Source organism: Candidatus Kaistella beijingensis (assembly GCF_020084865.1).
GTDB classification, from domain to species: Bacteria; Bacteroidota; Bacteroidia; order Flavobacteriales; family Weeksellaceae; genus Kaistella; species Kaistella beijingensis.
Genome location: NZ_CP071953.1, coordinates 909,610 through 933,043, shown reverse-complemented (window position 1 = coordinate 933,043; position 23,434 = coordinate 909,610). Strand labels below are relative to the sequence as shown.

20 protein-coding genes, 4 tRNA genes and 1 riboswitch are annotated in these 23,434 nt (G+C 36.4%); of the genes, 18 read left to right on the top strand and 6 right to left on the bottom strand.

Annotation, left to right across the window (positions count from 1 at the left end; genetic code table 11):
• The first annotated feature begins 23 nt into the window (after positions 1-23).
• Positions 24-749: an ABC transporter substrate-binding protein gene (locus J4771_RS04330; RefSeq protein ID WP_224136783.1), complete on the top strand. Its 726-nt coding sequence runs from the start codon at positions 24-26 to the stop codon at positions 747-749.
• Between the two features lie 245 nt (positions 750-994).
• Here J4771_RS04330 and dapA read toward each other — a convergent pair whose 3' ends face one another.
• A complete protein-coding gene (dapA, locus tag J4771_RS04325; RefSeq protein WP_224136782.1) occupies positions 995-1,867 on the bottom strand; it encodes a 4-hydroxy-tetrahydrodipicolinate synthase in 873 nt (290 codons plus the stop codon).
• A gap of 412 nt (positions 1,868-2,279) precedes the next feature.
• Here dapA and J4771_RS04320 point away from each other — a divergent pair, with 412 nt between their 5' ends.
• The 4 genes from J4771_RS04320 to recO are packed head-to-tail and all read left to right on the top strand — an operon-like array spanning position 2,280 to position 6,912.
• Positions 2,280-3,050, top strand: a complete 771-nt coding sequence (locus tag J4771_RS04320; protein ID WP_224136781.1) for a 5'-nucleotidase C-terminal domain-containing protein — start codon at positions 2,280-2,282, stop codon at positions 3,048-3,050.
• Positions 3,043-3,993 carry a bifunctional metallophosphatase/5'-nucleotidase gene (locus J4771_RS04315; RefSeq protein WP_224136780.1) on the top strand — a complete coding sequence of 317 codons (951 nt, stop codon included), beginning with the start codon at positions 3,043-3,045 and terminating at the stop codon, positions 3,991-3,993. The genes J4771_RS04320 and J4771_RS04315 overlap by 8 nt, the downstream gene beginning before the upstream one ends.
• Positions 3,994-3,997: 4 nt before the next feature.
• The gene (gene porZ / locus J4771_RS04310; RefSeq protein ID WP_224136779.1) at positions 3,998-6,226 is read left to right on the top strand and encodes a type IX secretion system anionic LPS delivery protein PorZ; all 2,229 of its coding nucleotides are present in this window, start codon (positions 3,998-4,000) and stop codon (positions 6,224-6,226) included.
• Positions 6,226-6,912 (top strand): DNA repair protein RecO, encoded by a 687-nt coding sequence (gene recO / locus J4771_RS04305; protein WP_224136778.1) that lies wholly within the window; start codon positions 6,226-6,228, stop codon positions 6,910-6,912. Before porZ ends, recO begins: the two co-directional genes overlap by 1 nt.
• Before the next feature lie 53 nt (positions 6,913-6,965).
• Here the strand turns inward: recO and J4771_RS04300 are convergent, their stop codons facing one another.
• Positions 6,966-7,673 (bottom strand): hypothetical protein, encoded by a 708-nt coding sequence (locus J4771_RS04300; protein ID WP_224136776.1) that lies wholly within the window; start codon positions 7,671-7,673, stop codon positions 6,966-6,968.
• Positions 7,674-7,750: 77 nt separating this feature from the next.
• Between J4771_RS04300 and J4771_RS04295 the strand changes: the two genes are divergently transcribed.
• Positions 7,751-8,188 carry an RNA-binding S4 domain-containing protein gene (locus J4771_RS04295; protein WP_224136774.1) on the top strand — a complete coding sequence of 146 codons (438 nt, stop codon included), beginning with the start codon at positions 7,751-7,753 and terminating at the stop codon, positions 8,186-8,188.
• Here the strand turns inward: J4771_RS04295 and J4771_RS04290 are convergent.
• Positions 8,185-8,694: a shikimate kinase gene (locus J4771_RS04290; protein ID WP_224136772.1), complete on the bottom strand. Its 510-nt coding sequence runs from the start codon at positions 8,692-8,694 to the stop codon at positions 8,185-8,187. The genes J4771_RS04295 and J4771_RS04290 overlap by 4 nt on opposite strands.
• Positions 8,695-8,817: 123 nt before the next feature.
• Between J4771_RS04290 and J4771_RS04285 the strand changes: the two genes are divergently transcribed.
• The 3 genes from J4771_RS04285 to J4771_RS04275 all read left to right on the top strand — a co-directional run bounded on the left by J4771_RS04285 (position 8,818) and on the right by J4771_RS04275 (position 9,174).
• A tRNA-Lys gene (locus J4771_RS04285) sits at positions 8,818-8,890 on the top strand.
• A 38-nt stretch (positions 8,891-8,928) separates the two neighbouring features.
• Positions 8,929-9,014, top strand: a tRNA-Leu gene (locus J4771_RS04280).
• An 87-nt stretch (positions 9,015-9,101) separates the two neighbouring features.
• Positions 9,102-9,174: transfer RNA gene (locus J4771_RS04275), tRNA-Lys, on the top strand.
• Positions 9,175-9,267: 93 nt separating this feature from the next.
• Here J4771_RS04275 and panC read toward each other — a convergent pair.
• The gene (gene panC / locus J4771_RS04270) at positions 9,268-10,116 is read right to left on the bottom strand and encodes a pantoate--beta-alanine ligase (RefSeq protein ID WP_224136770.1); all 849 of its coding nucleotides are present in this window, start codon (positions 10,114-10,116) and stop codon (positions 9,268-9,270) included.
• A 194-nt stretch (positions 10,117-10,310) separates the two neighbouring features.
• On the opposite strand from panC, the gene J4771_RS04265 reads away from it, so the two are divergent.
• From J4771_RS04265 to J4771_RS04225, 9 genes are all read left to right on the top strand, one after another.
• Complete coding sequence (locus tag J4771_RS04265; RefSeq protein ID WP_224136767.1) at positions 10,311-11,081, top strand: glycogen/starch synthase; 771 nt, start codon at positions 10,311-10,313, stop codon at positions 11,079-11,081.
• 15 nt (positions 11,082-11,096) lie between these two features.
• The gene (locus J4771_RS04260; RefSeq protein WP_224136765.1) at positions 11,097-12,680 is read left to right on the top strand and encodes a DUF4270 family protein; all 1,584 of its coding nucleotides are present in this window, start codon (positions 11,097-11,099) and stop codon (positions 12,678-12,680) included.
• Positions 12,681-12,703: 23 nt separating this feature from the next.
• Positions 12,704-14,554, top strand: coding sequence for a glutamine--fructose-6-phosphate transaminase (isomerizing) (gene glmS / locus J4771_RS04255; protein ID WP_224136763.1), 1,851 nt, complete (start codon positions 12,704-12,706; stop codon positions 14,552-14,554).
• A gap of 111 nt (positions 14,555-14,665) precedes the next feature.
• Complete coding sequence (gene porK, locus J4771_RS04250) at positions 14,666-16,081, top strand: T9SS ring complex lipoprotein PorK/GldK (RefSeq protein WP_224136760.1); 1,416 nt, start codon at positions 14,666-14,668, stop codon at positions 16,079-16,081.
• Between the two features lie 55 nt (positions 16,082-16,136).
• Positions 16,137-16,823, top strand: coding sequence for a type IX secretion system motor protein PorL/GldL (porL, locus tag J4771_RS04245; protein WP_224136758.1), 687 nt, complete (start codon positions 16,137-16,139; stop codon positions 16,821-16,823).
• 53 nt (positions 16,824-16,876) lie between these two features.
• Entirely contained in the window at positions 16,877-18,448 is a 1,572-nt protein-coding gene (porM, locus tag J4771_RS04240) for a type IX secretion system motor protein PorM/GldM (protein ID WP_224136756.1), read from the top strand.
• Between the two features lie 245 nt (positions 18,449-18,693).
• A complete protein-coding gene (porN, locus tag J4771_RS04235) occupies positions 18,694-19,572 on the top strand; it encodes a type IX secretion system ring subunit PorN/GldN (RefSeq protein WP_224137767.1) in 879 nt (292 codons plus the stop codon).
• A gap of 67 nt (positions 19,573-19,639) precedes the next feature.
• Positions 19,640-20,728, top strand: a complete 1,089-nt coding sequence (locus J4771_RS04230; protein ID WP_224136755.1) for an NAD(P)/FAD-dependent oxidoreductase — start codon at positions 19,640-19,642, stop codon at positions 20,726-20,728.
• Positions 20,703-20,807: riboswitch (SAM-I-IV-variant riboswitch) on the top strand. It overlaps the preceding gene by 26 nt.
• Positions 20,798-21,601, top strand: coding sequence for a hypothetical protein (locus J4771_RS04225; RefSeq protein ID WP_224136754.1), 804 nt, complete (start codon positions 20,798-20,800; stop codon positions 21,599-21,601). It overlaps the preceding riboswitch by 10 nt.
• Positions 21,602-21,829: 228 nt before the next feature.
• Here the strand turns inward: J4771_RS04225 and J4771_RS04220 are convergent.
• Both J4771_RS04220 and J4771_RS04215 read right to left on the bottom strand, forming a co-directional pair.
• Positions 21,830-21,916 (bottom strand) — tRNA-Ser (locus J4771_RS04220).
• Positions 21,917-22,064: 148 nt separating this feature from the next.
• Entirely contained in the window at positions 22,065-23,081 is a 1,017-nt protein-coding gene (locus J4771_RS04215; protein ID WP_224136753.1) for an asparaginase, read from the bottom strand.
• Positions 23,082-23,434 lie beyond the last annotated feature (353 nt).

Sequence of the window (23,434 nt, the reverse complement as noted above, 5' to 3'; positions counted from 1 at the left end):
GGTTTAAAACATAATTCTCATTGATGAAAATAATTTCTCTTGTTCCAAGCATCACCGAAACTCTTTTCGATTTTGGGTTAACTGATACCGAAATTATCGGTCGAACCAAATTCTGCATACATCCAAAAGGTTTAGTAAAAAACGTTGAAACTATCGGTGGAACCAAGAACTTGAATTTAGAGAAAATTAAGAATTTAAATCCTGATCTTATTATCGCCAATAAAGAGGAAAACGAAAAATTACAAGTTGAAGAATTGATGAAAGATTTCAAAGTTTGGGTAACTGCTATTGAAACTTTAGAAGACAATTCAAGATTTTTAACAGAACTCGGAACGCTTTTAAACAAAGAAAATACAGCCAAAAATTTCAATCAAAAAATTTCTGATATTATCAATGGTATTAAAAATCAAGAATCCAAAAAAGTATGTTACCTGATCTGGAAAAATCCGTACATGACGATTGGTTCCGATACTTTTATCCATGAAATTCTCGACAAACTTGGTTTTGAAAATGTTTTTAAAAATGAAAAAAGATATCCCGAAATTTTAGTTGAGGAAATGAAGAAGGCCGATTTTATTTTCCTTTCTTCCGAACCATTTCCTTTTCAGCAAAAGCATATTGATGAACTGCAAAAAGAACTTCTAAATTCAAAAATTGTTTTGGTAGATGGTGAAGCGTTTTCTTGGTATGGAACGCATTTGGCGAAATGTGGTGAATATTTTTTTGAATTGGTAAAATCATTGGACTGAATTTAACGAGAAGTCCCCAAAGTTTTATGACTATGCTGTCTTGCGTAAAACTTTTAAGTTCGCAAATCGAAGGTTAGCCATTCAATAAATATTGTTAAATAAGATGAGGCAAAGGCGTAACACTTAACAAAGTCCGCAAAGAATTCTTTTATTTAAGTCACATAAAAAAGAACTTTTGAAAAAAGTCCTTTTAAATTATGATATTCCCAAACCCGCGACACGAATCTCGTAACTCGAACCTCGTATCAAATCTTCGCCATTTCCGCCTTTATTTTTTCCTGCAAACCTGCGCTTGCTGCAACCAACGGAAGTCTTAAATAATTTTTGATAATTCCTTTTTCCGCCAAAACGGTTTTAATTCCTGCAGGATTTCCTTCAGCGAAAATCAATCGGGTGATTTCCACCAATTTATTGTGGATTTCATAAGCTTCTTTTACTTTTCCGTCAAAAGCCAATTGAACCATCGTTGAGAATTCTTTCGGGTAACCTTGTCCAATCACGGAAATTACACCGTTTCCTCCCGCTAAAGTTACGGGAAGTGTGTATTCATCATCACCGGAAACCAAATTAAAACCATCAGGTTTTTGTCTTAATATGTCGAAATATTGTAAAATATTGGGTGCGGCTTCTTTAATTAAAAATAAATTCGAGAATTCCTTGGCCAAACGCAAAGTGGTGGAAGCTTCAATATTTTGTCCGGTTCTTGAAGGAACGTTGTAAATAATGATTTTCTTTCCTGTTCCGGCCAAAACTTTATAGTGTTGATAAAGCCCTTCCTGATTAGGTTTGTTGTAGTATGGTGAAACAGAAAGAACTGCATCGAAAGCAGAAAGGTCGGCTTGCTCAATCTGTTTTTTAACTTCCATCGTGTTGTTTCCGCCAATTCCAAGAACCAAAGGAAGACGTCCGTTATTCACCTTTACGATATGTTCTGTAACCTGTTTTTTCTCCTCTTCTGAAAGCGTCGCCGCTTCTGCGGTTGTTCCCAAAACCACCAAATAATTAGTACCGTTCTCGATATTGAACTCGACCAATTTGGTCAACGAATCAAAATCTACCGACAAATCTTCATTGAAAGGCGTTACCAAAGCAACACCAACTCCTTTTAAATTGCTCATTCTGAATTAAATTAATGTTTTCAAAAATACGAAAATTTAGATGAGAATTTGTGAAAAAATACTGCATAAAAACAAAAAAATTATGTAAACCACAAAAGTCACAAAAGTTTAATTGTTCCTTAATTGGTGAAATTAGTACACAAAGTGAAAAATCAAAGATTTTTAAAGTTCTGTTTTCTAAAATTGTTGTGTTTTTTCAATTGGACAAATGAGATGACGTAGGAGATTTTTTAGGAAAAATATCCAGTCTTGATTTTTTGGATACTTTTGTATCAAGACAAAAGTATCTGAATTACTGAAAAACCTAACTTTTGATTCTGTATTTTGTATAAAAATATTTTCACCTACCTGGAAAAAATTATCACAACTTTATATTCATATCTTTATATTTGCAACTCAAGATTTTATCTCAATGAAAAACAGATTCCTCGTTCTTGGTTTGGCAATTTTGTCGCTTTCTTCGTGTAGAACCGCGTTGAGTGTGGCGAAAGTAAGTGCCGAGAAAAATATTTCCCTTTCCAAAGATTTACCGGAAGACGCAGCTTTTACAAAAGTCATCGAACCTTATAAAGCTGAGTTGGAAGGAAAAATGAATACTAAAATTTCTTATACAAATGTCGATTTGAACAAACAGGGAGACAACAGTAATTTGGGAAATCTTCTGGCAGACTTTACTTTTGAAGGTGCAGACGATTGGGCGAGAAAAAACGGAATCCCAAACGGAGTAGACGCAGCCGTAATCAATGTGGGCGGAATACGCTCTACTATTGGGAAAGGCGATATTTTGACTAAACATATTTACGAAGTAATGCCGTTTGAAAATGAAGTGATGATCGTGAAAATGAAAGGTTCGGATTTGAAAGGCCTTTTCGATTATTACTTGAAGACACAGAAAAACAATCCTGTTTCTAGACTTTATATTGAAACAGATAACGGAATGTCGGTGAAGGAATTAATCAACGGAAAAGAAGTTGATCCTGCAAAAACTTATTACATTGCAACTTCTGATTATTTGGCTTTAGGTGGCGATAATATGGCGTTTTTTGGCAAAGGTGAAATGATTTCGACCGGAATTAAATTGCGTGATTTGTTCCTTGAAAAATTTAAGGCAAATCCGGAAATTGTGGCACCGAAAGACGTGCGTTTACTTTTTAAAAACAAAAAAAACAAAACTAATGGATAGAAAGCAGTTTTTAAAAACGATTGGTGGCGGAACTTTGGCGATGACTTTAGCCCCGAATTTGCTTTTGGCTGAAAACCTGAACTTTTTAGAAAAAAATTCTGCCAACAAACTCACGATTCTTCATACCAACGATCAACACAGCAGAATCGAGCCGTTTGATTCTAGTTACAGCCGAAATCCGAATCAAGGTGGTTTTGCGAGAAGAGCAGCATTAATCCAAAAAATCAGAAAGGAGGAAAGTAATGTGTTGCTGCTTGATTCGGGAGATATTTTTCAAGGAACGCCATACTTCAACTTTTTCGGTGGTGAATTAGAATTTAAGTTAATGTCGATGATGGGTTATGATGCAGCAACGATGGGAAATCACGATTTCGACAATGGTTTGGAAGGATTTAAAAAAGTTCAGCCGAATGCGAAATTTCCTTTCCTCTGCTCTAATTACGATTTTAAAAATACCATTCTTGAGGGACAAACAATTCCGTACAAAATTTTTAATAAAAACGGAATTAAAGTCGGGATTTTCGGGGTGGGAATTCAGCTTGAAGGTTTGGTTGGGAAGAAACAGTATTTAGAAACGAAATACCTCAATCCAATTGAAATGGCGCAGCAATATTCCGATGTGTTGAGAAATGAGAAAAAATGTGATTTGGTGATTTGTCTTTCACACATTGGTTATGATTATAAAGATGACCCGAAGAAAGTTTCAGATAAAATTTTAGCTGCGCAAACCGAAGGGATTGATTTAATACTTGGTGGTCACACTCATACTTTCTTACCTGAACCACAAAATTTTATCAATAGAAAAGGCAAAAATGTTTTGGTGAATCAAGTGGGTTGGGCAGGACTTCTTTTAGGAAAAATCGATTTTTATTTCGATAAAAACAAAAACGTGAAAAATATTTCATGGAACAATCAAGTTATAGATGACAGTATATTAGTTTAAAAAAATGATGAAAAAAATAATACCTTTTTTACTACTCCTTTTTTCGCTGCAATTTTCCGCGCAGATTATTTCCTCGAGCAGATGGAGCGATTTGTTCTCTTATAATAATGTTTTGGCGATTCGAGAGGACAACGGAAAACTCATTGCTGCTACAGAAAACGGAATCTTCTTTTACACGCCTGCAACTGGCGAAATCACCAAGTTGTCAAAAGCGAACGGACTTCACGAGGTGAAAATTAGTGCATTTGATTACAACCCTGAAACAAAAATAGGTTTGGTTGGTTATAAAAATGGCGCGATGGATATCATCACACCTGAAGGAATCACGTACGTAGTCGACATTCCAATTGCGGCTGGTTATAACGGTGAGAAAAGAATAAATCATATTTCAATCACGGGCAATTTAGCAGTGATTTCGGTAAATTACGGTGTTTCGATCTTCCGTTTGGATAAAAAAGAATTTGGAGATTCGTCCTTTTTTATAAACAACGGTGTTTACGAGGCAGCGAAAGAAGCGGTGATTAAAGATAACTCCGTTTATGTGGCTACTGCAACCGGTTTGAAGTCTCACGAAATGAACGTGACATTTCCAATCTTTTCCTCGTGGAATACCGTAAATGCTGGAAACTTTAGCCAGATTTCTGTGGGAAGTACCATCGCTTATTCCAATCTAAATACGGTTTATTCCGGAAATGGGACAACTTTTACTGCTTTACCAAAAGGTTTCAATTCGATAAGGGACATTACAGTTACCCCACAAAATATTATCGTTGCAGACGCTCTGGAAATTTCAATTTTCACTTCCACCGGTGCTTTTGTGAAAAGCTTTGATTTCGGGGAACAGCTCAATACCGGATTCTTCAGCAATTCTAAAATTTTCGCAGGAACCAAGACTTCCGGGATCAAAAACGAAGCGGGCGACTTTTTGAAACCAGACGGACCGTACAGCAATACTTCCTATAAGATTGATTTGTTGGGAAATCAGGTGTTGATCTCCAGTGGAGGCAGAGATGCCTACGATACGCCGGTCTTCAATAATTTTGGCTACTATCACTTTAATGGAACCAATTGGGTGTACCCTAATTTTTTTAAAACTTTTCCGGGCCCACTAAACGTGATGGATGCAGTGATGAACCCTGCAAAACCTTCTGAAATATTTTTTGTGAACTGGACTCCGATCGACGGGCAAAAAGGTATTTACAGAATGGAAAATGATGAATATAAAAATATTTATGCGAGTACAGGTAACTGGCTTAACCGTGTTGCTGGATTAACTTTTGATGAAAATAACCAGCTTTTTGTCTCTTCTGCGGCCAATTCTGATAAAATTGGATTCTATTATTACATTCCTGCTTCCGACAGCTTTAATTTGGTGAATGTGATTAATTCTGGATCTACCCAAAAACCTTTTACCAAAAACGGAATTTTATACATTCCCGCTCCATTTTTTGGAGGAGGAGGTTTGCTGATTTACGACTACAAAAATACGCCTACACAACTTGGCGATGACCGTTTTAAAATGATTAGGAAAAATAATAATCTTCCTGCAGATGGTGTTGTTTCGGCTGCGATTGACAAAAATGATGATGTTTGGATCGGAACAAGAATTGGCCTCCGTATTTTGCAAAATCCTTCGGCAGCAATCGACGAAGATAATCCACGGACAGAACCGATCATTATAGAAGAAAATGGTGTGGGTGAAGAATTATTCAGGGATTCACCGATTTTACAGATTGAAGTAGATGGTGGGAACCAAAAATGGGTTTCTGTAGATGAAGGCGGCGTGTTTTATTTAAGCTCGGATGGCCAAAAAACGTTCAATCATTTTACCAAGCAGAATTCACCGTTACCAACAAACAGTGTTACAGACATTAAAGTCGATAAACAAACAGGGAAAGTGTATTTTGTGACCTTGGACGGTGTGATGGTTTACCAGGGAGATGTTTTAAATGTGAATGAAAATTTCGGGGAGGTCTTGGTATACCCAAATCCAGTTGTTTATGCTAATTACAAAGGAAATGTACGAATTCGAGGACTGGCTGAAAAAACAAATATAAGGATCACCGATGCGGCAGGAAACCTTGTTCACCAAGCGGTGGCAAAAGGAGGCTATTACGAATGGAATCTCAATAATCAGCGTGGAGTACGTGTTGCTTCGGGAATCTACTTTGTTTTGATGACCAATTCAGACGGAACCGATACTGCAACGGCAAAAATAGCGGTCGTAAATTAATGGTAAACATCAGCGGTTTTCTGCTTTCTTATCTTAAATATGGCGATAATCATGCAGTGCTGCATTGCTTCACCTCCGAAAATGGATATCAAAGTTTTTTTGCGAAAGGCATTTATTCCGCGAAAAGTAAGAAGAAGCCGTATCTTTTCCCATTAAATTTACTTAATATCACTGTTTCCAACAGTAAGGTTAAAACGAACGTGCAGTCGATTTCTAACATAGAGTTGATTTCGGGTTTTTCGGAAATGATGGGGGTGAAGAGCAGCTCACCACTTTTTTTTGTGGCCGAATTTTTAAACAATGTTCTGCGGGAAGAACAAAAAAACCGTGAACTGTTTGATGCTATCCTAAAACTTCAGAACGAGATTTTTCAAAACAACATCACTTCATACGCTTCTTTTCTCTTTCATTTTCTAATCATATCGGGTGTTTCTCCCTTACTAAAGAAAGGAGCTTACCTTAACCCTGAAACTGGAATTTTCGGAGACGAAATCTCTCATCATCTTTTTGATGAGCAAACATCAGCAATTTGGAAAAAGTTTTTAACCGAAGATATTTATCAGATCCAGTTGAAAAGAACTGATAGGAATTTATTCGTAGACTCTTTGATGGTGTACTTCACCTATCACTTTAGTGAATTTCGAGTTCCAAAATCATTGGAAATCCTTCGTCAAGTGTATGAATAGAAAAAAAGACTGCTTTTGATGCAGTCTTTTACGTTTTAAGAAGTCGAAAATTTTTAGTCTTCTGCCGCCGTTCTAGCTTTTGTTTTATATATCTGGACAGCAAAAACAAAAGATCTATTTCTATACGACATTCCGGAGCTATAATGTATATCTCTACCGTAAGCAGCCCTTGAAGGAACAATGATTACACCCTGCAGATTATAGCCCGCTTCATCGGATAAATCGAAGGCTTTAAATTTTTGTATCGCTTCACGGAATCCCTCAATCTCAAAAAAAGAATGGTCGTAACTTGTTTTGTATTTTGTATTGAATGCAGTGATGAAAGAGTTCTTTGTATAAAAATAATAAGGATCCGCTTCCGGAGTTCCTGTTGTGGAGATTGTATTTCGAAAATTTACTGCGCTTTCAAACGTAACCTTGTCATCTGTTTTCGCAGCAACATAAGAATTACTGATGCTCATTAATCTAATTACGTCATTCGTTCCAATAGGATTTCCGGGGGTTGGTTGTGCTCCAGCTCTAATGATATAAATGACCCCCGAAGGTAAAATTACCGGGTTAAGTTTTGATAGTTTTTTGTTTACCGTGTCAGTTTCCACGTAGTCTTTAATCTTACCCTTCTCATCAAGGTAATGTGTTTCTAGAAAATGTTGGGCGGCCTGATCGTCGTAGCTGTTCTGCGTATCGATACTTACTTCAGGAATCTCTTCTACGACACCATCTTTTCGGCAAGAAATGATTGCTAAGGAACAGAACGCCATATATAAAAATATTTTCTTCATTTTAATATAATTGTTAAATTGCTAAAATTTTAATCCAGCAAAAGTATAAATAAAATATGAGAATTGATAAATTTTTGTGGAGTATACGTTTTTATAAAACAAGAAGTATTGCCGCTGACGAAATTAAGAAGAACAAGGTTTCACTTGGGGGAAATGTGGTGAAATCTTCGAAAGAAGTGAAAGAGGGTGATGTGCTGAAAATCAAAAAAAATCAAATCGAATATCAAATCAAAATATTACAGGTGCCTAAAAGTAGAATAGGGCCAAAATTGGTTCCCCTGCACATTGAAGATAAAACTGATAAACAACAGTATGAAGTTTTGCAGCTAAGGAAACTTAATCAGGAATATTACCGCAACCGCGGAGAAGGGAGACCTACAAAAAAAGACCGCCGTGATCTGGAGGATTTTACCGGTGGCGTAGATGCTTCGCAAATGGATAAGGACGACTGGGAACTATTTTTCCGTGAGGTCGATGACAGCAATGAAGATTAAAGTAAGTCGCACAATTCTTCAACGACCATTTCCGGGGTTTTGTCGTCAGTATTTACGGTATATTTTGCTTTATTGTAGAAAATATTTCTTTCAAAAAGGTGCTTAGCGATAAATTCAGGCAGATCTTGGTCTGAAATATTTGCAATCAACGGTCTTTTGTGCTTTTGTTTCAATAGCCTTTCTGTAAGATTTTTTACAGACGTCCTCAAGAATATGCTTTCGGAATTTTGATTGATTAACTCCATATTGTTATAGTACGCAGGAGTACCACCACCCAGACTTAAAATGCAGCTGTCCTCGGTGGCAACAATCTCTTCCAAAAGTGCTCTTTCTTGCCTTCTGAAGAAAATCTCCCCTTTTTTTTGGAACATTTCAGCGATGGTCATTTTATTTTTTTTAGAAATTTCTTTATCTAGATCAATTAATTTGATCCCAAGTCTGTCGCTCAAAAGTTTGGCAATGTGCGATTTACCGCTGCCCATGTAACCGATAAGAGAAATTATCATTTTTGAATTTTTCACAAATTACTAAAAAAATTTTGAGATTTTAAAAAAAGCCTTATCTTTGCACCACTTTAAAAACAAAATGATGTTGAATTTAGTTTTAACAAATTGTTTAATGAAGTGGCCGACCTGGTAGCTCAGCTGGTAGAGCAATACACTTTTAATGTATGGGTCCTGGGTTCGAATCCCAGCCAGGTCACAAGCAAAAATTACCCGTAAATTTTACGGTTTTTTTTTGCCTGCGTGGTGAAATTGGTAGACACGCCATCTTGAGGGGGTGGTTTCCTATGGATGTGCTGGTTCGAGTCCAGTCGCAGGCACCAAAACCATAAATCATGGATGATAATTAATAAATGATGGCCGAAATTTGTCAATCATCGATTATCAATCATTATTTATAAAAAAAGACCGACCTGGTAGCTCAGCTGGTAGAGCAATACACTTTTAATGTATGGGTCCTGGGTTCGAATCCCAGCCAGGTCACAGATTTACTTTTTAGGAGTAAATTTTTTTCATATTAATATTTTGTGATTTGGTGTCCAAAAGCCTTCTTCTTGAAGGCTTTTGGCGTTTTTCTTAATCAAGATGCATATTGTCGATCAACCTTACTTCACCCACAAAAACCACAATAAAAGCCCTGTAATTTTTGTCCTTGTAGAAAAAATCGGTCTCTTTTAAAGTAGATTCTTCCGCAATCTCAAAGTATTCCAGGACCATTCCTCTTTGATCTTCAAATATTTCTTTTACTCGGTCATAGATTTCTGAAACTGTGATTACCCGAAACCAGTCGTTAACTTTTACTAAAGTCTCATGGATTATTTTGGCAGCATCTCTTTGGCTGGAGCTCAACCTTTGATTTCTGGAGCTCATGGCAAGTCCGTTATCTTCTCTATAAATTGGGACGCCATGGATTTGGATGGGCAATTTCAACTTTTCAACCAATTTTCTAATAATGGCTAATTGCTGATAATCCTTTTCTCCAAAATACGCATTGTCGGGATGTACTTGTCGTAATAATTCTTCCACTACCGTACCCACTCCGTTGAAATGTCCTGGGCGAAATTTCCCTTCCATCTCATTTTCCAATCCGTCGAAATCATATTCTTTGCTTTCTACTATTTCCGGATAGAGATCTGCAACTTCCGGGATATATACCGCATCTACAAATCCTGACTCCTTCAGTATCCTAATGTCATTTTCAATATTTCTGGGATATTTTTCCAGATCTTCAGGATTGTTGAACTGTGTAGGGTTGACGAAAATAGAGGAGATCACAAGATCGTTTTGCTTTCTGGCGGTTTCATAAAGTGAAATGTGGCCTTTGTGCAGCGCACCCATTGTAGGAGCAAATCCGATTTTTTTTCCCATTTCCTTCTGCCTTTCAATGTAATCCTGTAGTGTTTTACGGGTTCTGAAAATTTCCATAGTTTATCATTAATGTATGTAAAAATAATAAATTCAATTAAAAAAAATGCGATATGAAAAAAATATTTTGTCGATGAATCAAGCTTTTCAAATTATAATTATTAAAATGTGTTAATTAAAAAATATTAGCTTAAAATTTTGTAATTTTGCACCGTAGAATATTCTGCTTACAACTTAAGAAGAAGATAGAATTTATGGCGAACCAAAAAATATTATATGTTACCACAGAGATGTTTCCTTACCAAGAAGACAGCAATATGGCAACATTGGTGAGCAATATGGCGCTCAAAATGCACCAGCAAGGAAATGATGTGCGGGTTTTTATGCCAAGATTTGGGCAAATAAGCGAAAGAAAATTCCAGCTCCACGAGGTGATTAGACTTTCTGGAATGAACATTATTATTAATGATCTGGATCAGCCTTTAATAATCAAAGTAGCATCTTTGCCTGGTGAAAGACTTCAGGTTTATTTCATCGATAACGAAGAGTACTTCAAGAGAAAGCAGTATTACTTTGATGAGGATGGAAAACCTTTTGAGGATAATGATGAAAGAGCGATTTTCTTTGCTAGAGGGGTCATAGAAACCATTAAGAAATTAAACTGGGTTCCTGATGTGATTCACTTGAACGGATGGATGGCCTCATTCATTCCGATTTACCTTAAATCTTTCTACAAAAACGATTCGTACTTCAAAGATTCTAAATTGGTTCTTTCTGTTTATAACGAGGAAGAGGGCGATTTGCCTGCGACAACCGAAGAAAAAATGAAGTTCGACAATATCAATTCACTTAATGCGTTTAAAAAACCTAGCTTCCAAGGCTTTGTAATAGAAAGTATGGATCTGGTTGATATCGTTGTTAAAGGTGACGAATTCTTGGAGGAGCCGCTTGAAAATGCTTTCAATAAAACCAAGACCTCAAAAAGCGAGTATCTGGACGCAGATTCAATCAATCAATTGTATTAATCAATTTAAATTTTAATGATAAAAAATATAACGAAAGTATTTAATATTACTGCAGTTTTAGTATTAGGTAGTTTAGCGGTGTTAAGTTGTGAATCGGATGCTGATCAGTTGGGTTCACAGTTTTTTCAGAATGGTGCGCAAGGAAATGAAACTACATTCCCTGTTATTGCCTACAATGCTAATAATAACGACTCTATAAGAATTAGAACAGATAATTTACAGACCGATAGTGCCACTTTAGGCGCATTTGCGGAACCACAATTTGGTATGCAGAAATCTGCTTATGTAACTCAGGTTCGTCTTTCTTCTTATGCACCTGACTTTGGTACAAATCCCGTGTTGGATTCTGCGGTGATGTTGATTAAGCCTAGCTATAGTGCTGATTCAATAACTACCATTACAAAGGAAGATTATATTTATCCTGAAGGTGCAGTTGCTGCAAAAAGTGTAGTTAATAGATACCCAGTGAAAAAATATGGCAAAGCCAAAATCAACGGGAAAACGATTTTCAATATCAAAGTTCATGAAGTGAACGAATTCCTTTTCAGCCGTGCAGAGAAATTTTACTCCAATAAAAACGTTGCGACAAGCAACTTACTGGGTTCGAAAGTGTTTGATGGCAATATTTCTTCAGTAAAGCTTACAAAAGACTCCGATAATTCGGTGCTGTATGAATCAGATCCGTCCATCAGGATTCATTTGGACAGCCTATTCTTCCAGAATAATATCATGAAAAAGGCTTCTTCTGCCGAATTGGCTGATGCAGCAACTTTTATAAGATATTTCAAAGGGATGAAAATTTCTATTGAAGAAAATGACGGTTACATTTTTAAGTTTGCTCCAGGTGCACTAGCTTTGAGGCTTTACTACAAGAAAGATAAAACGGTTAGTGGAACCACAACTCGTGAAACTGCTACATTTGACCTTGATTTGGGGGCGAACAACGTGCATTTTAACCAAATTACTTTCGACCGTTCAGGTACGCCATCACAATTAGCACTTGCCAATGTGGACAAAATTAACGGGGATCCTAAAATTTTTGCGCAGGGAATGGGTGGACCAGGTATTGGTTTGAGAGTTCCTAAAGCAACTGTTGATTTAATCAAGAATATGTACAAAAATGAGAAGATAGGGATTACCACTGCCAAATTGCGTATTTATACCGACAAATCAACTTGGGACAATACTTACAAGAAACCAGGAAGCTTTGTGGTGAATGAAAGAATTATCAATACGGATAACTCCTACACCAATTTGTACACCTTCCTAACGGATATGAATACGTTGGCAAATTCCGGAAATTATTATCTCGTGAAACCTTATAACCTGAACAGCAATCCGGCTTATTATGATATCGGAATCACACAGACATTTAAAAATATCATAGAAGCTGATGCGGCGAACAATGACATTATATTAAATGTGGGCAGCTATTCTGTGGATGCTAAAGGAACGCTCATCGGATTACAGTATCCCGATTTTGGTGCCCAAAACTTTAACAATCGTTATTATACGCCAAATAGGGCAGTATTCGTGGGATCGGATCCAACTAATGAGCAGCAGCGAGCAAAATTAATTTTAACTTACGGAAAAAAATAAAGATTTAATAAAAACGAATATATATGTGTGGAATTGTCGGATATACAGGATTTCAAGACGCTTACGAAGTTGTAATCAATGGTCTTCGCAGGTTAGAATATAGAGGTTATGACAGTGCAGGAATTGTGCTGGAGCAGCCTTCACATTTCGATGTTGCCAAAACAAAGGGCAAAGTGGATGATTTGGTTAGAATCTCCAAAAATTTGCAAGGAAAATCCCATGTCGGTATGGGGCATACTAGATGGGCAACTCACGGTGTTCCAAGTGATAAAAATTCGCACCCACATATTTCAAATAATGGTAAAATTGCCTTGGTACATAACGGGATTATTGAGAATTACGATACCATCAAGATCATGCTTACTGAAAAGGGATTTACCTTCCATTCGGAAACAGATACTGAAGTTCTGGTCAATCTTATCCAGTTTTTTATGGACACTAATCCAGACATTGATTTTCCAACGGCTGTACGATACTCGCTAAATGAGGTTTATGGCGCTTATGCAATTACAGTACTGCATGATGATTATCCGGGTGTTTTGGTGGTTGCAAGGCTTGGTTCCCCTTTAGCTATTGGATTGGGTAACAATGAATATTTCATCGCTTCCGATGCATCACCTTTTGTTGAATTTACAAAGGAGGCAGTTTATCTGGAAGAAGGTCATATGGCAACCATCTCTCTTGAAAAAGGGGTTGACATCAGAAATATTAAGGATAACGAAAAAATAACTCCTCAAGTACAGGAACTTAAATTAAGTCTTGAGCAGATCGAAAAGGGCGGTTATGAGCACTTCATGCTCAAAGAAATTTTCGAACAGCCCAAATCAATTCACGATACATTAAGAGGAAGATTGCTGGTCGAAGAAGGCATTATTAAAATGGCCGGAATCTGGGATCACCTGGAAAGAATCAATCAGGCGCAAAAAATCACCATTATTGCTTGCGGAACTTCTTGGCACGCAGGTCTGATTGGTGAATATCTAATAGAAGAATTTGCAAGAATTCCGGTAGAAGTTGAATATGCCTCAGAATTCAGATACAGAAATCCCATTATTACTGAAAAAGACATCGTGATTGCAATTTCGCAATCAGGCGAAACTGCAGATACCATGGCTGCGATTAAAATGGCCAAAGAAAAAGGTGCTTTCATCTACGGAATTTGTAACGTAGTAGATTCATCAATTGCGAGAATTACCGACGCAGGTTCTTACACGCACGCAGGTCCGGAAATCGGAGTTGCTTCTACAAAAGCATTTACAGCACAGTTGACCATCCTTTCATTGATTGCCTTGAAATTAGGTAAACATAATGGTAATTTGAGCAATCAGGAATTCATGAGATTGATTTCAGAACTTGATGCCATTCCTAAAAAAGTAGAAGAGGTGTTGGAAAGTACCCACGAAATCACAAAAGAGATTGCAAAAAATTTCGTTGATTCCCAAAATTTCCTTTATTTGGGAAGAGGTTACAATTTCCCAGCTGCTTTGGAAGGAGCTCTTAAATTGAAAGAAATTTCCTATATCCATGCAGAAGGTTATCCAGCTGCTGAAATGAAGCATGGCCCTATTGCTTTGATTGACGAAAATATGCCTATTGTAATCATTGCTCCAAAACAAGGGCATTACGATAAGATTGTCAGCAATGTTCAGGAGATTAAAGCAAGAAAAGGAAAAGTAATTGCCGTAGTGAACAAAGGGGATACACAGGTTTCACAAATGGCAGATTACGTAATTGAATTTCCGGAAACGTCCGAATGTTTTTCCCCAATTATAGCATCGGTTCCCCTGCAGCTACTCGCATATTACATCGCTGTTTACAGAGGTGCAAATGTGGATCAGCCGAGAAACCTTGCAAAATCAGTTACCGTAGAATAAAATAAATGTTAAATCAGATAAAATAATCTAAACATTTTCACGTTTTGCAAAAAAAATCGTAATTGTTTTTTTAAAAAATTATATATTTACCGCTTAATTTCAAAAAATAGCATGAAAAGAATATTTCTTGTATTATTATCAGCATCTGTAGTAGCCTCATGTTCCAAGCGTGGAAGCTCTTCTGCGGGTAAACCAGGTATGAAGGGAGAGCTAGTTCCTAAAGGAAAAGCGAAATCATTTGTCGCCGAAAGACCTTATGGAATGGTTGCTATTCCTGCAGGCTCTTATGTAATGGGTATGGCTGATCAGGATTTCACCAATACACCAGAAAAAGCAAACCTGAAAACAGTAACTGTTTCTTCATTTTTTATGGACGAAACCGAAATTACCAATGCAGAATACAGGGTGTTTATTAATTATGTAAGAGATTCTATCGCTCGCACATTGCTTGCAGAAGCAGCTGGTGAAGGTGGTTCAACCGGAAATGGGACTGGAATTGGCGATTATGCTTATGCCTCAAAAAAAGCAGGCGATACCAAAACTGCTTACCAGGAGTTCATGGACTCACAAGGAGGTAGAGATGGTTACGATGAATCAAAAAAATTGGATTGGAATGTACCTTTAAGGTGGAAAACTTCCGATTATCCAGATGTGCAATATGCTGAAGTTTTGGAATCAATGTATATTCCGCCTGCCGAAAGAATTAATAACGAGAGAATTGTTGACAGCAGAAAACTAAAATATGCTTACAATTGGGAAGATATTGAGTCTGCAGTTAAAGATAAATCGAGAGGAACAAAATATTTGAAAAAGGAAAGTATTGCTGTTTATCCCGATACCACCGTTTGGATTAAGGATTTTAATTATGCTTATAACGAACCGCTTTATGATGGATATTTTTGGCACAGTGCTTATAAAAATTATCCAGTTGTAGGGGTAACCTGGGATCAGGCAAGAGCTTACTGTAATTTTAAATCAAAATTGAAGTCAGACTATAATGAATCTTTGAAGAAGAAGAAACAAAAACCAATGGCCTTCAGACTTCCGACAGAAGCAGAATGGGAATATGCAGCAAGAGGTGGTAGAGAAAATGCTACCTATCCTTGGGGAGGACCATATTTACAGGATGATCGAGGATGTTATTTAGCCAACTTCAAACCGAAAAGAGGTAACTATATCGAAGACGAGAAAAAAGGAACTTATACCTATACTGCGCCGGTGAAGCAGTTTCAAAAAAATGGATATGGACTTTACGATATGGCAGGAAATGTCGCTGAGTGGACAGAATCTCCGTACAACAACTCAACTTATCAGTTCGCATCAACTTTAAATCCATACTTGTCAAACCAAGCATACAGAGAGCCTAGAAAAACGGTACGTGGCGGTTCTTGGAAAGATGTTGGTTACCTATTAATGACAGGAGCAAGAGATTATGAAAGAAAAGACTCTGCAAGAAGTTATATTGGTTTCCGAACGGTACAAGATATTCCTGAAGGTACAGCTAAATTCAGAAAAAGAACCAACTAATTAAGGACAAACAAAAACAAATAATAATTTTTAACTATTAAAAAAATTCAAAAACATGTTCAAAACTAAAGAAGCAACGTACAATTTTATCTACTCAATTGGAGCAGCCATCGTAATCTTAGGAGCTCTTTTCAAGTTGACTCACTGGAGTTTGGGTCCAATTTCTGGTAATATGGTTTTAGCAATTGGATTGATTACAGAAGCAATTATCTTCACCATTTTTGCATTTGATGCACCAAAAACAGAAGAATCTTATGCATGGGAAAATGTATATCCAGAATTATTAGATAAAGATGCTAAACCAAATCCTAAACATTCTACTTTAGGTTTCCAATCAGCTGAAGTAAAAGAATTAGAAACTTCACTATCAGATAAGTTAGACAAAATGCTTGCAGACGCTAAATTGGATGTGGATTTATTCGAAAGATTAAGAACAGGAATTGACAAATTCTCTAGCTCAGTTGACCAAATTAACCAAACAGTTGATGTATCTTCTGCTACAAGCAAATACAACGATCAGTTGATGTTGGCTGCGAGTCATTTGGAAAGTATGAATGCTCTTTACGCTTTACAATTGGCACACGGAAAAGAACAAACCGAGTACAGTAAAAAATATGTGGAAGATATGCAGAAGTCTGCAGCTCACTCAGAAAAATTCAACGAGGAATTATCAGGATTAACTTCTAACTTAAATAATCTTAACAGAGTTTACGGCGGAATGCTTAGTGCAATGAAATCATAGTTTTCTAACCATTTATATTTAAAATTTAAAATTATTAACAAAATTTACTAGAAATGGCACAAGGAAAACAGACCCCTCGTCAGAAGATGATTAACCTGATGTATCTGGTCTTCATCGCGATGCTTGCAATGCAGATCGACCAGGAAATCATCAGATCATATAACGATACCAATCAAACTCTTACCGATACAAGAGGTTTGGTAGAACAAAAAAATGATAAAATTTTTGAAAAAACATTAGAAGCAAAAGCAGCTAATACTCCCGATACCTATGCGCAACCTCTCGAACAGTATAGAGGATTAAAAGCAAAAACAAACGACCTGGTTTCGTTTATTGAGGGAATTAAAGCAGATTTGAAAAAAGACGCCGGTTTTACAGAAGGTGTAGATGTTACGGATAACTTCGCAACTTTGAATAATACTGAACCTTCATCTAAAAAGTTTTTTGATGGTGCAGATGAAACCAAACCTTCAAAAACTTCTGCAGATCTTAAAGCAAAAATGGCAGATTTAAAGGATTTTATTAGTGCTACTTTCGGTTCGAACGCTGAAATGAGTAAGACACTGGTTCCTAGAGCTACAAAAAACTTAGCAACAGAATTTGAAAAAGGAAAAACCATCAAAAACAAAAATTGGCTTCAATACAAATTCTATGGTCAACCATTGATCGCTGCACTATCTAATCTAGAAGTTATACAGTCCGAAGCAAGAAATTTGCAATCTGATGCTTTAATGGCGATGCTTCAAGAAAAAGTTGATGCAGATATTAAGTTCGATTCATACAAAGCTATTGTCTCCGCTCCTTCAACCATTATACAAGGTGAAGCTGCTCCTGCAACTGTTGCTATTGGGAACTACTCAAGCAATGTTCCGGGATTATCCATGCCTGGATTGAGTGTTCAGAATGGTTTAGGTTCTACTAATTTAAACACAAGTGCTTTAGGAGACCATAAATTTAGTGGAACAATTTCGTTCACAGATGTTAATGGAAAATCAATATCTCTTCCGTACGACCACACGTACAAAGTTATCGCAGGAGCTCAAGAGTTGAAAGCTCAAAAGGGAGCAATTGTAACAGCAGACAAGATGAACGTACTTTACCGTGGTTTACCGAATCCAGTTTCAGGTTCAATACTTGGTGCAGATATGGCAGGGATTTCTCTGTCAGCTTCGGGAGCTTCAGTTAGCGGAAGCGGTGGAAAATGGATCGTTTCTCCAGGAGCTGGAAATGTAGTAAAACTTACAATTTCTGGTCGTGATCCCAAGGGAGGTACCATTTCACAATCTTTCGATTTCAGAGTTAAAAATGTTCCACCACCACAAGGTCAAGTTCAGGGTAAAAATGTTGTTTCAATGCCTGCAAGCTCAATACCTAATCAAAAAGTGGCTGTAGCAATGCCGGATTTCGATTTCCCGGTTAGCTTTACAGTTAACAGCTTTATGTTTAAAGTTCCAGGTAGGGCTGCAATGATGGTTACAGGAAATTCTATGGCTTCTGTAGCTGCTTTAACTAAAAACTTAAGGTCTGGTGATATTGCTGCCGTATTTAATATTTCCGCAACTGCAACAGGTCTAGGTGGACAAGCTCTGAAACAAATTCCGCCGGTGATAATAAACGTACAATAATTACGTTATTGATTTGATATTTTATCTGTCATTAGTATAAAAAAATTGCAATGAAAAAATTCATATTATTAATTATGGCTTTGAGCTTTTTTTCAGCACAAGCTCAAACCAAAAGGAAACCGAAAAGAAAAGCAAAAGCAAAAACAACTGCTGTAGCTCCAAAACCTGAAGCTCCTGTTGTTGAAGCTCCCGTGGTTGAAACTCCTGCACAAGGTGCGGCAGTAGATGACACCCCAATTACCTCTATGTCGATTTTGAATGCGAAATCACCAGAATCCTTTAGAAAATATAGAGAAATGGGAATGATGAAACAGGGCGATTCGATGGTTTCTACCAAAGTTACTCCGCTTAAATATGGTTTCATCGAAGATCATGATATCTTAAAAAGTACAGTGGTTTGGGAGATTATTGATATGAATGATAAAATTAATCAACCTTTTTATCATAACGAGGATGGTTTAGTTTCTCAAAATAAATCTTTATATCAAATTCTTTTCGATGCAATTAACGATGGAAGAATTAAGGAAGTTTATGATGATGAACTTTTTACTACAAGATTAAGTCCAGACGCAATTCAGGCAAGAATCAAGAATGAAGTAATGAGCGACGCCGGAATCGATCGGTTGAATGAAGCGGGAAAATTGACAGATGAAGAAAAGAAAGAATTTACCAACGTGTACGAAACCAAAACTGAAAACGTAAAGGTTTTGAAAATCAAAGGAATGTGGTATATCGATAGAAGAGACAGCCAAATGAAATACAGACTTTTGGGAATTGCAGCAATGGGGCAAGATCCTTCTACAATGGGACAATACGGACCAGATGGACAACCTTTGGCAGCTAAAGATGAATTAATCGATTTGTTCTGGGTGTATTATCCAGATGCTCGTGAAGTTCTTGCAAACTCTGTAGCTTTCAACAATAAAAACTTGTCCTCTGATATTACTTTTGATGATTTATTGAATGCAAGAAGATTTTCTACTGTCATCTACAAAACAGATAATGGTTTAGGAAACGGGGTAATAAAGGATTATATTCCTCGTGACGCAGATTCACAGTTGGAGGAAAGCGAAAGGCTGAAAGCGCAAATCCTGCAAATGGAAAACGATATGTGGAATTACTAAAATTTCATTTGAAAATTATAGAAAACCTGAGTACCTTTACTCAGGTTTTTTTTGATTAAATTATGCGATGAGAAATGTAGATTACATTATTGTTGGTGGCGGTTATGCGGGGTTTTTCTTTGCACACCAACTTATTATGAATAATAAATCATTTGTGATTTTTTCCGATGATAGAAAAAGTGCTTCTCAAGTTTCGGCAGGAATCATTAATCCAGTCGTTTTGAAGAAGTTCACTACTTTTTGGTTGGCAGAAGAGCAAATAGATCTATTAAAAAAAACATTGAGTGAAATTGAAAACTACACTGGTCAAAACTATTTAATCCAAGAAAATATCCATCGCATATTTCATGACGAAAAAGAGAAAGAACTTTGGTTAAAGAAAGCCGAACACCAGGACTTAAAGTTGTTTCTAAATAAGTATTTTAAAGATTTAGATACCGTAAAAAACAGGTTTCAAAGTGGTGTCGTCAATGAATCTGCACGTTTAAATGTAGCTGATTTTTTTAGCGACTTTAATGAATATTTGACAGAAAATAAGCTTCTTATTCAAGAAAGGTTCCATTATTCAAAACTTCAGGAACATTTATACAAAGATTTTCAGTTTAAAAACATTGTATTCTGTGAAGGAATGGGTGTGAAGGAAAATCCTTATTTTTCCGAAATTCCAGTTGTTCCCAATAAAGGGCATCATCTGAAAGTTAAACTTTCAAGACCACTTCCGTTTCAATTAACACTAAAGAAAAAGCACTTTTTATTTCCACTAAAAAATAATTCTTACTATTACGGCGGAACTTACGACCGTGACCAACTTCACCATAAGATTGACGATTCTGCAAAAGAGCAGCTCATTAACGGACTGTGCGAATTCTATCCCCACGATTTTGAAGTGGAAGAAATAGAATTTGGCTTTCGGCCAACCGTAAAAGATCGAAGACCAATTATAGGAAGACATCCAAAGCATGAAAATTTCTACGTTTTCAACGGTTTGGGCGCAAGAGGGATTTTGAATGGATGCTATTTTTCTCGCGAACTTTATGAGCATATTGAAAATGGAAAACCGCTGCATCCGGAAGTGGACTTGAAAAGGTTTCAGAAATACAAAAAGATTTCAAATAAAGTTATTATATTTGCGATGTCATCAAGACGAATCAAATGATTCACCAACCGAGATTTAACATTCCACGGTGGTTTACGATGGGCTTATTAAACTTAAAATAAGAAAATTATGTTATCCAAACTTTATCAAAAATTCTTTTGCACATTACCGTTAAATAACACTTCTGACAAAATTTTTAAGATTTTGTATCATCCTCATTTGGATTATTGCAGGATTGATTACAAAGAATTTACTGTTTGTGAAGTTGAAGATTTGAAAAACCTATTGGAAGTTGACAAAGTTGAAGTTCCAGCATTTCTGAGATTTACATTTACAACCAGGCAAAACAGCCATTACTTATCAGAGTTTCCCTACCAAAAGTTGAAACACAATCAACTTTATGCAGATATAATAATCAAAAGTTATCGCAGCGAATTCTTAACAGAAGCGGAAGAATCTAAATTTCTTTCCTATTATCATGTTGAGAGAATTATCATCAATAAGTATAATTGGTTTCTAAAAATAGGAATTCCACAAGACATTATCACATCAAAGAACAAAGAAAATTTTTATAACAAAATAAAAGATTCGGAAGTTCAAAAATCCATTTATTCCACACCTGCTTTAGCACAAATAAACAAACACATGAAACACGTATACACGCAAAGACAAGGCGACAAAGCCGAAATCATAAATTATATTGAAAGATTTGAAAATTACACGAATTTGGAGCTTGTGAATGCCTATAACAGCCAAAAAGCAATCTACGGGGTGCATCGTCAAGGATTATATTTATATGCCCTTGATATAGTGTTTAAAAAGCGGTTTAACAAGTCTCCAATAAGTAATGAGGAAAATATAATTTTCGGTTTAACTGGGCGAATTACATATGTAAATGAATTAAAAACCTTTGTAAGAATTGATGAAAATTAGAGAAATAGGCATAAAATTTTTCAATTTTGATTTTTATTAAAAGGCTTGAAATGAGTCTAAAGAATTTGTCTCAAAACAATTAACATGTAGAAACACAATTATCAGAGATTAAAAGTATTTTTAAGATTGTTAATGATTACTTATGGGAAAAAATGGGAATTGGTGGGGTAAGCGAACCTGTTTAAATAAATAATCCACTGAAAAACAGTGGATTACAGTCAATAATAGCAGAGAGGAAGGGATTCGAACCCTCGATACAGTTACCCGTATACCAACTTTCCAGGCTGGCTCCTTCAACCACTCGGACACCTCTCTAATTGAAGACTGCAAAAATAGTCTTTTTTGGTGAATAACAAAAGTGTTTTCTTGGAGTTATGTACGTTTATATATTTTTAACGACAATTATTTTAAATCAAGATTTTCAGGATTATATTCCCACCCTCAAAACCTCAAACAAAAGTTCTCATTCTGTTACTTCCCCGCAAAGACTTTTAGAAAAATTCTCTGAAAAACTTCCTTCGTAATTAGGATTTTCCAAAAGATGCATCGCTTTGGTTATCGCACTTTCAGCCGTGATATCATGTCCGCTAATTGCACCGATTGTGTTGAAAATATTGGAATTGGAGTATTTTCCAAAAGAGATTCCACCCGAAACACATTGCGAAACCACCACTATTTCAGTACCTCTTTCACGCAGAAACTTTAAAATTTGCTGTGTCTTTTCAGTATTAAAAATAGTTCCAGAACCAAAAACCTGCAAAATCAAAACCTTCATATTCGGAATTTCTGAAAAATGATCCAAATGCATTCCCGGGAAAATTCGCCAAAACAAAACATCCCGCGAAATATGGTCGTCTACCGTAAATTCAGCGTCAGTTTTCGGTCTTAACAACAAATCCTTTTCCACTTTCAGATGAACTCCCGATTGTCCTAAAACCGGATAATTTGGCGATCGATATGCATCAAAATATTCCGCGGAATACTTCAAAGTTCTATTCCCACGCAACAATTTATATTCAAAATAAACCGCAACTTCTTGAATGACCGCTTCATCATTTTCGTACAAACTTGCATAATAAAGACTTGTCAAAAGATTTTCCTTTGCATCCGTCCTCAAATCTCCAATCGGCAATTGCGAACCTGTAAGAATCACGGGTTTTCTCAAATTTTTTAACATGAAACTCAATGCAGATGCGGTGTAAGACATCGTATCAGTTCCGTGAAGAATCAGGAATCCGTCATATTTCTCATAATTTTTGCCGATGTAGTTGGCGATAATTTTCCACTCATTTGGACCCATATCCGAAGAATCGAGCGGCTTTTTGAAGGGATGAACCGAAACTTCACACTCAATCAATTTCATTTCCGGAATTTTCTTGAAGATATTCGAGAAATCAAAAGGAACCAAACTTCCTGATTCATAATCTTTTTCCATCCCGATTGTTCCGCCGGTGTAGATGAGGAGTACTTTTCGTTTCATTTGAAGATTTTCATTTTACTTTTTGGTCCAATGCAATTGCTTGATTAGGAATATTCGAGTTCTGGTTGGCAATTTCATGCCTTAAAATTAAACTTTTTAATAGAAACTTGAAAATCATAATTATTGGGCGATTTTTTTAAATTTCCCCACGCTTTTGCCACAGCAAAAAATTTAAAAAAGCGGGCTTTCCGCTGCAATTCCTCGTGCAGCCGCTTACTACCAACACTCAAAATTTTCCGACGCTTACTGTGGGATTTCCGCTGCAATCCCTATCGCGGGTTTCGTTATGAAACTGAAGTTATTGTCTTCTAAACACAAAAATTTTACACTTTTCGGCGCTCGCTTCGCTCGCG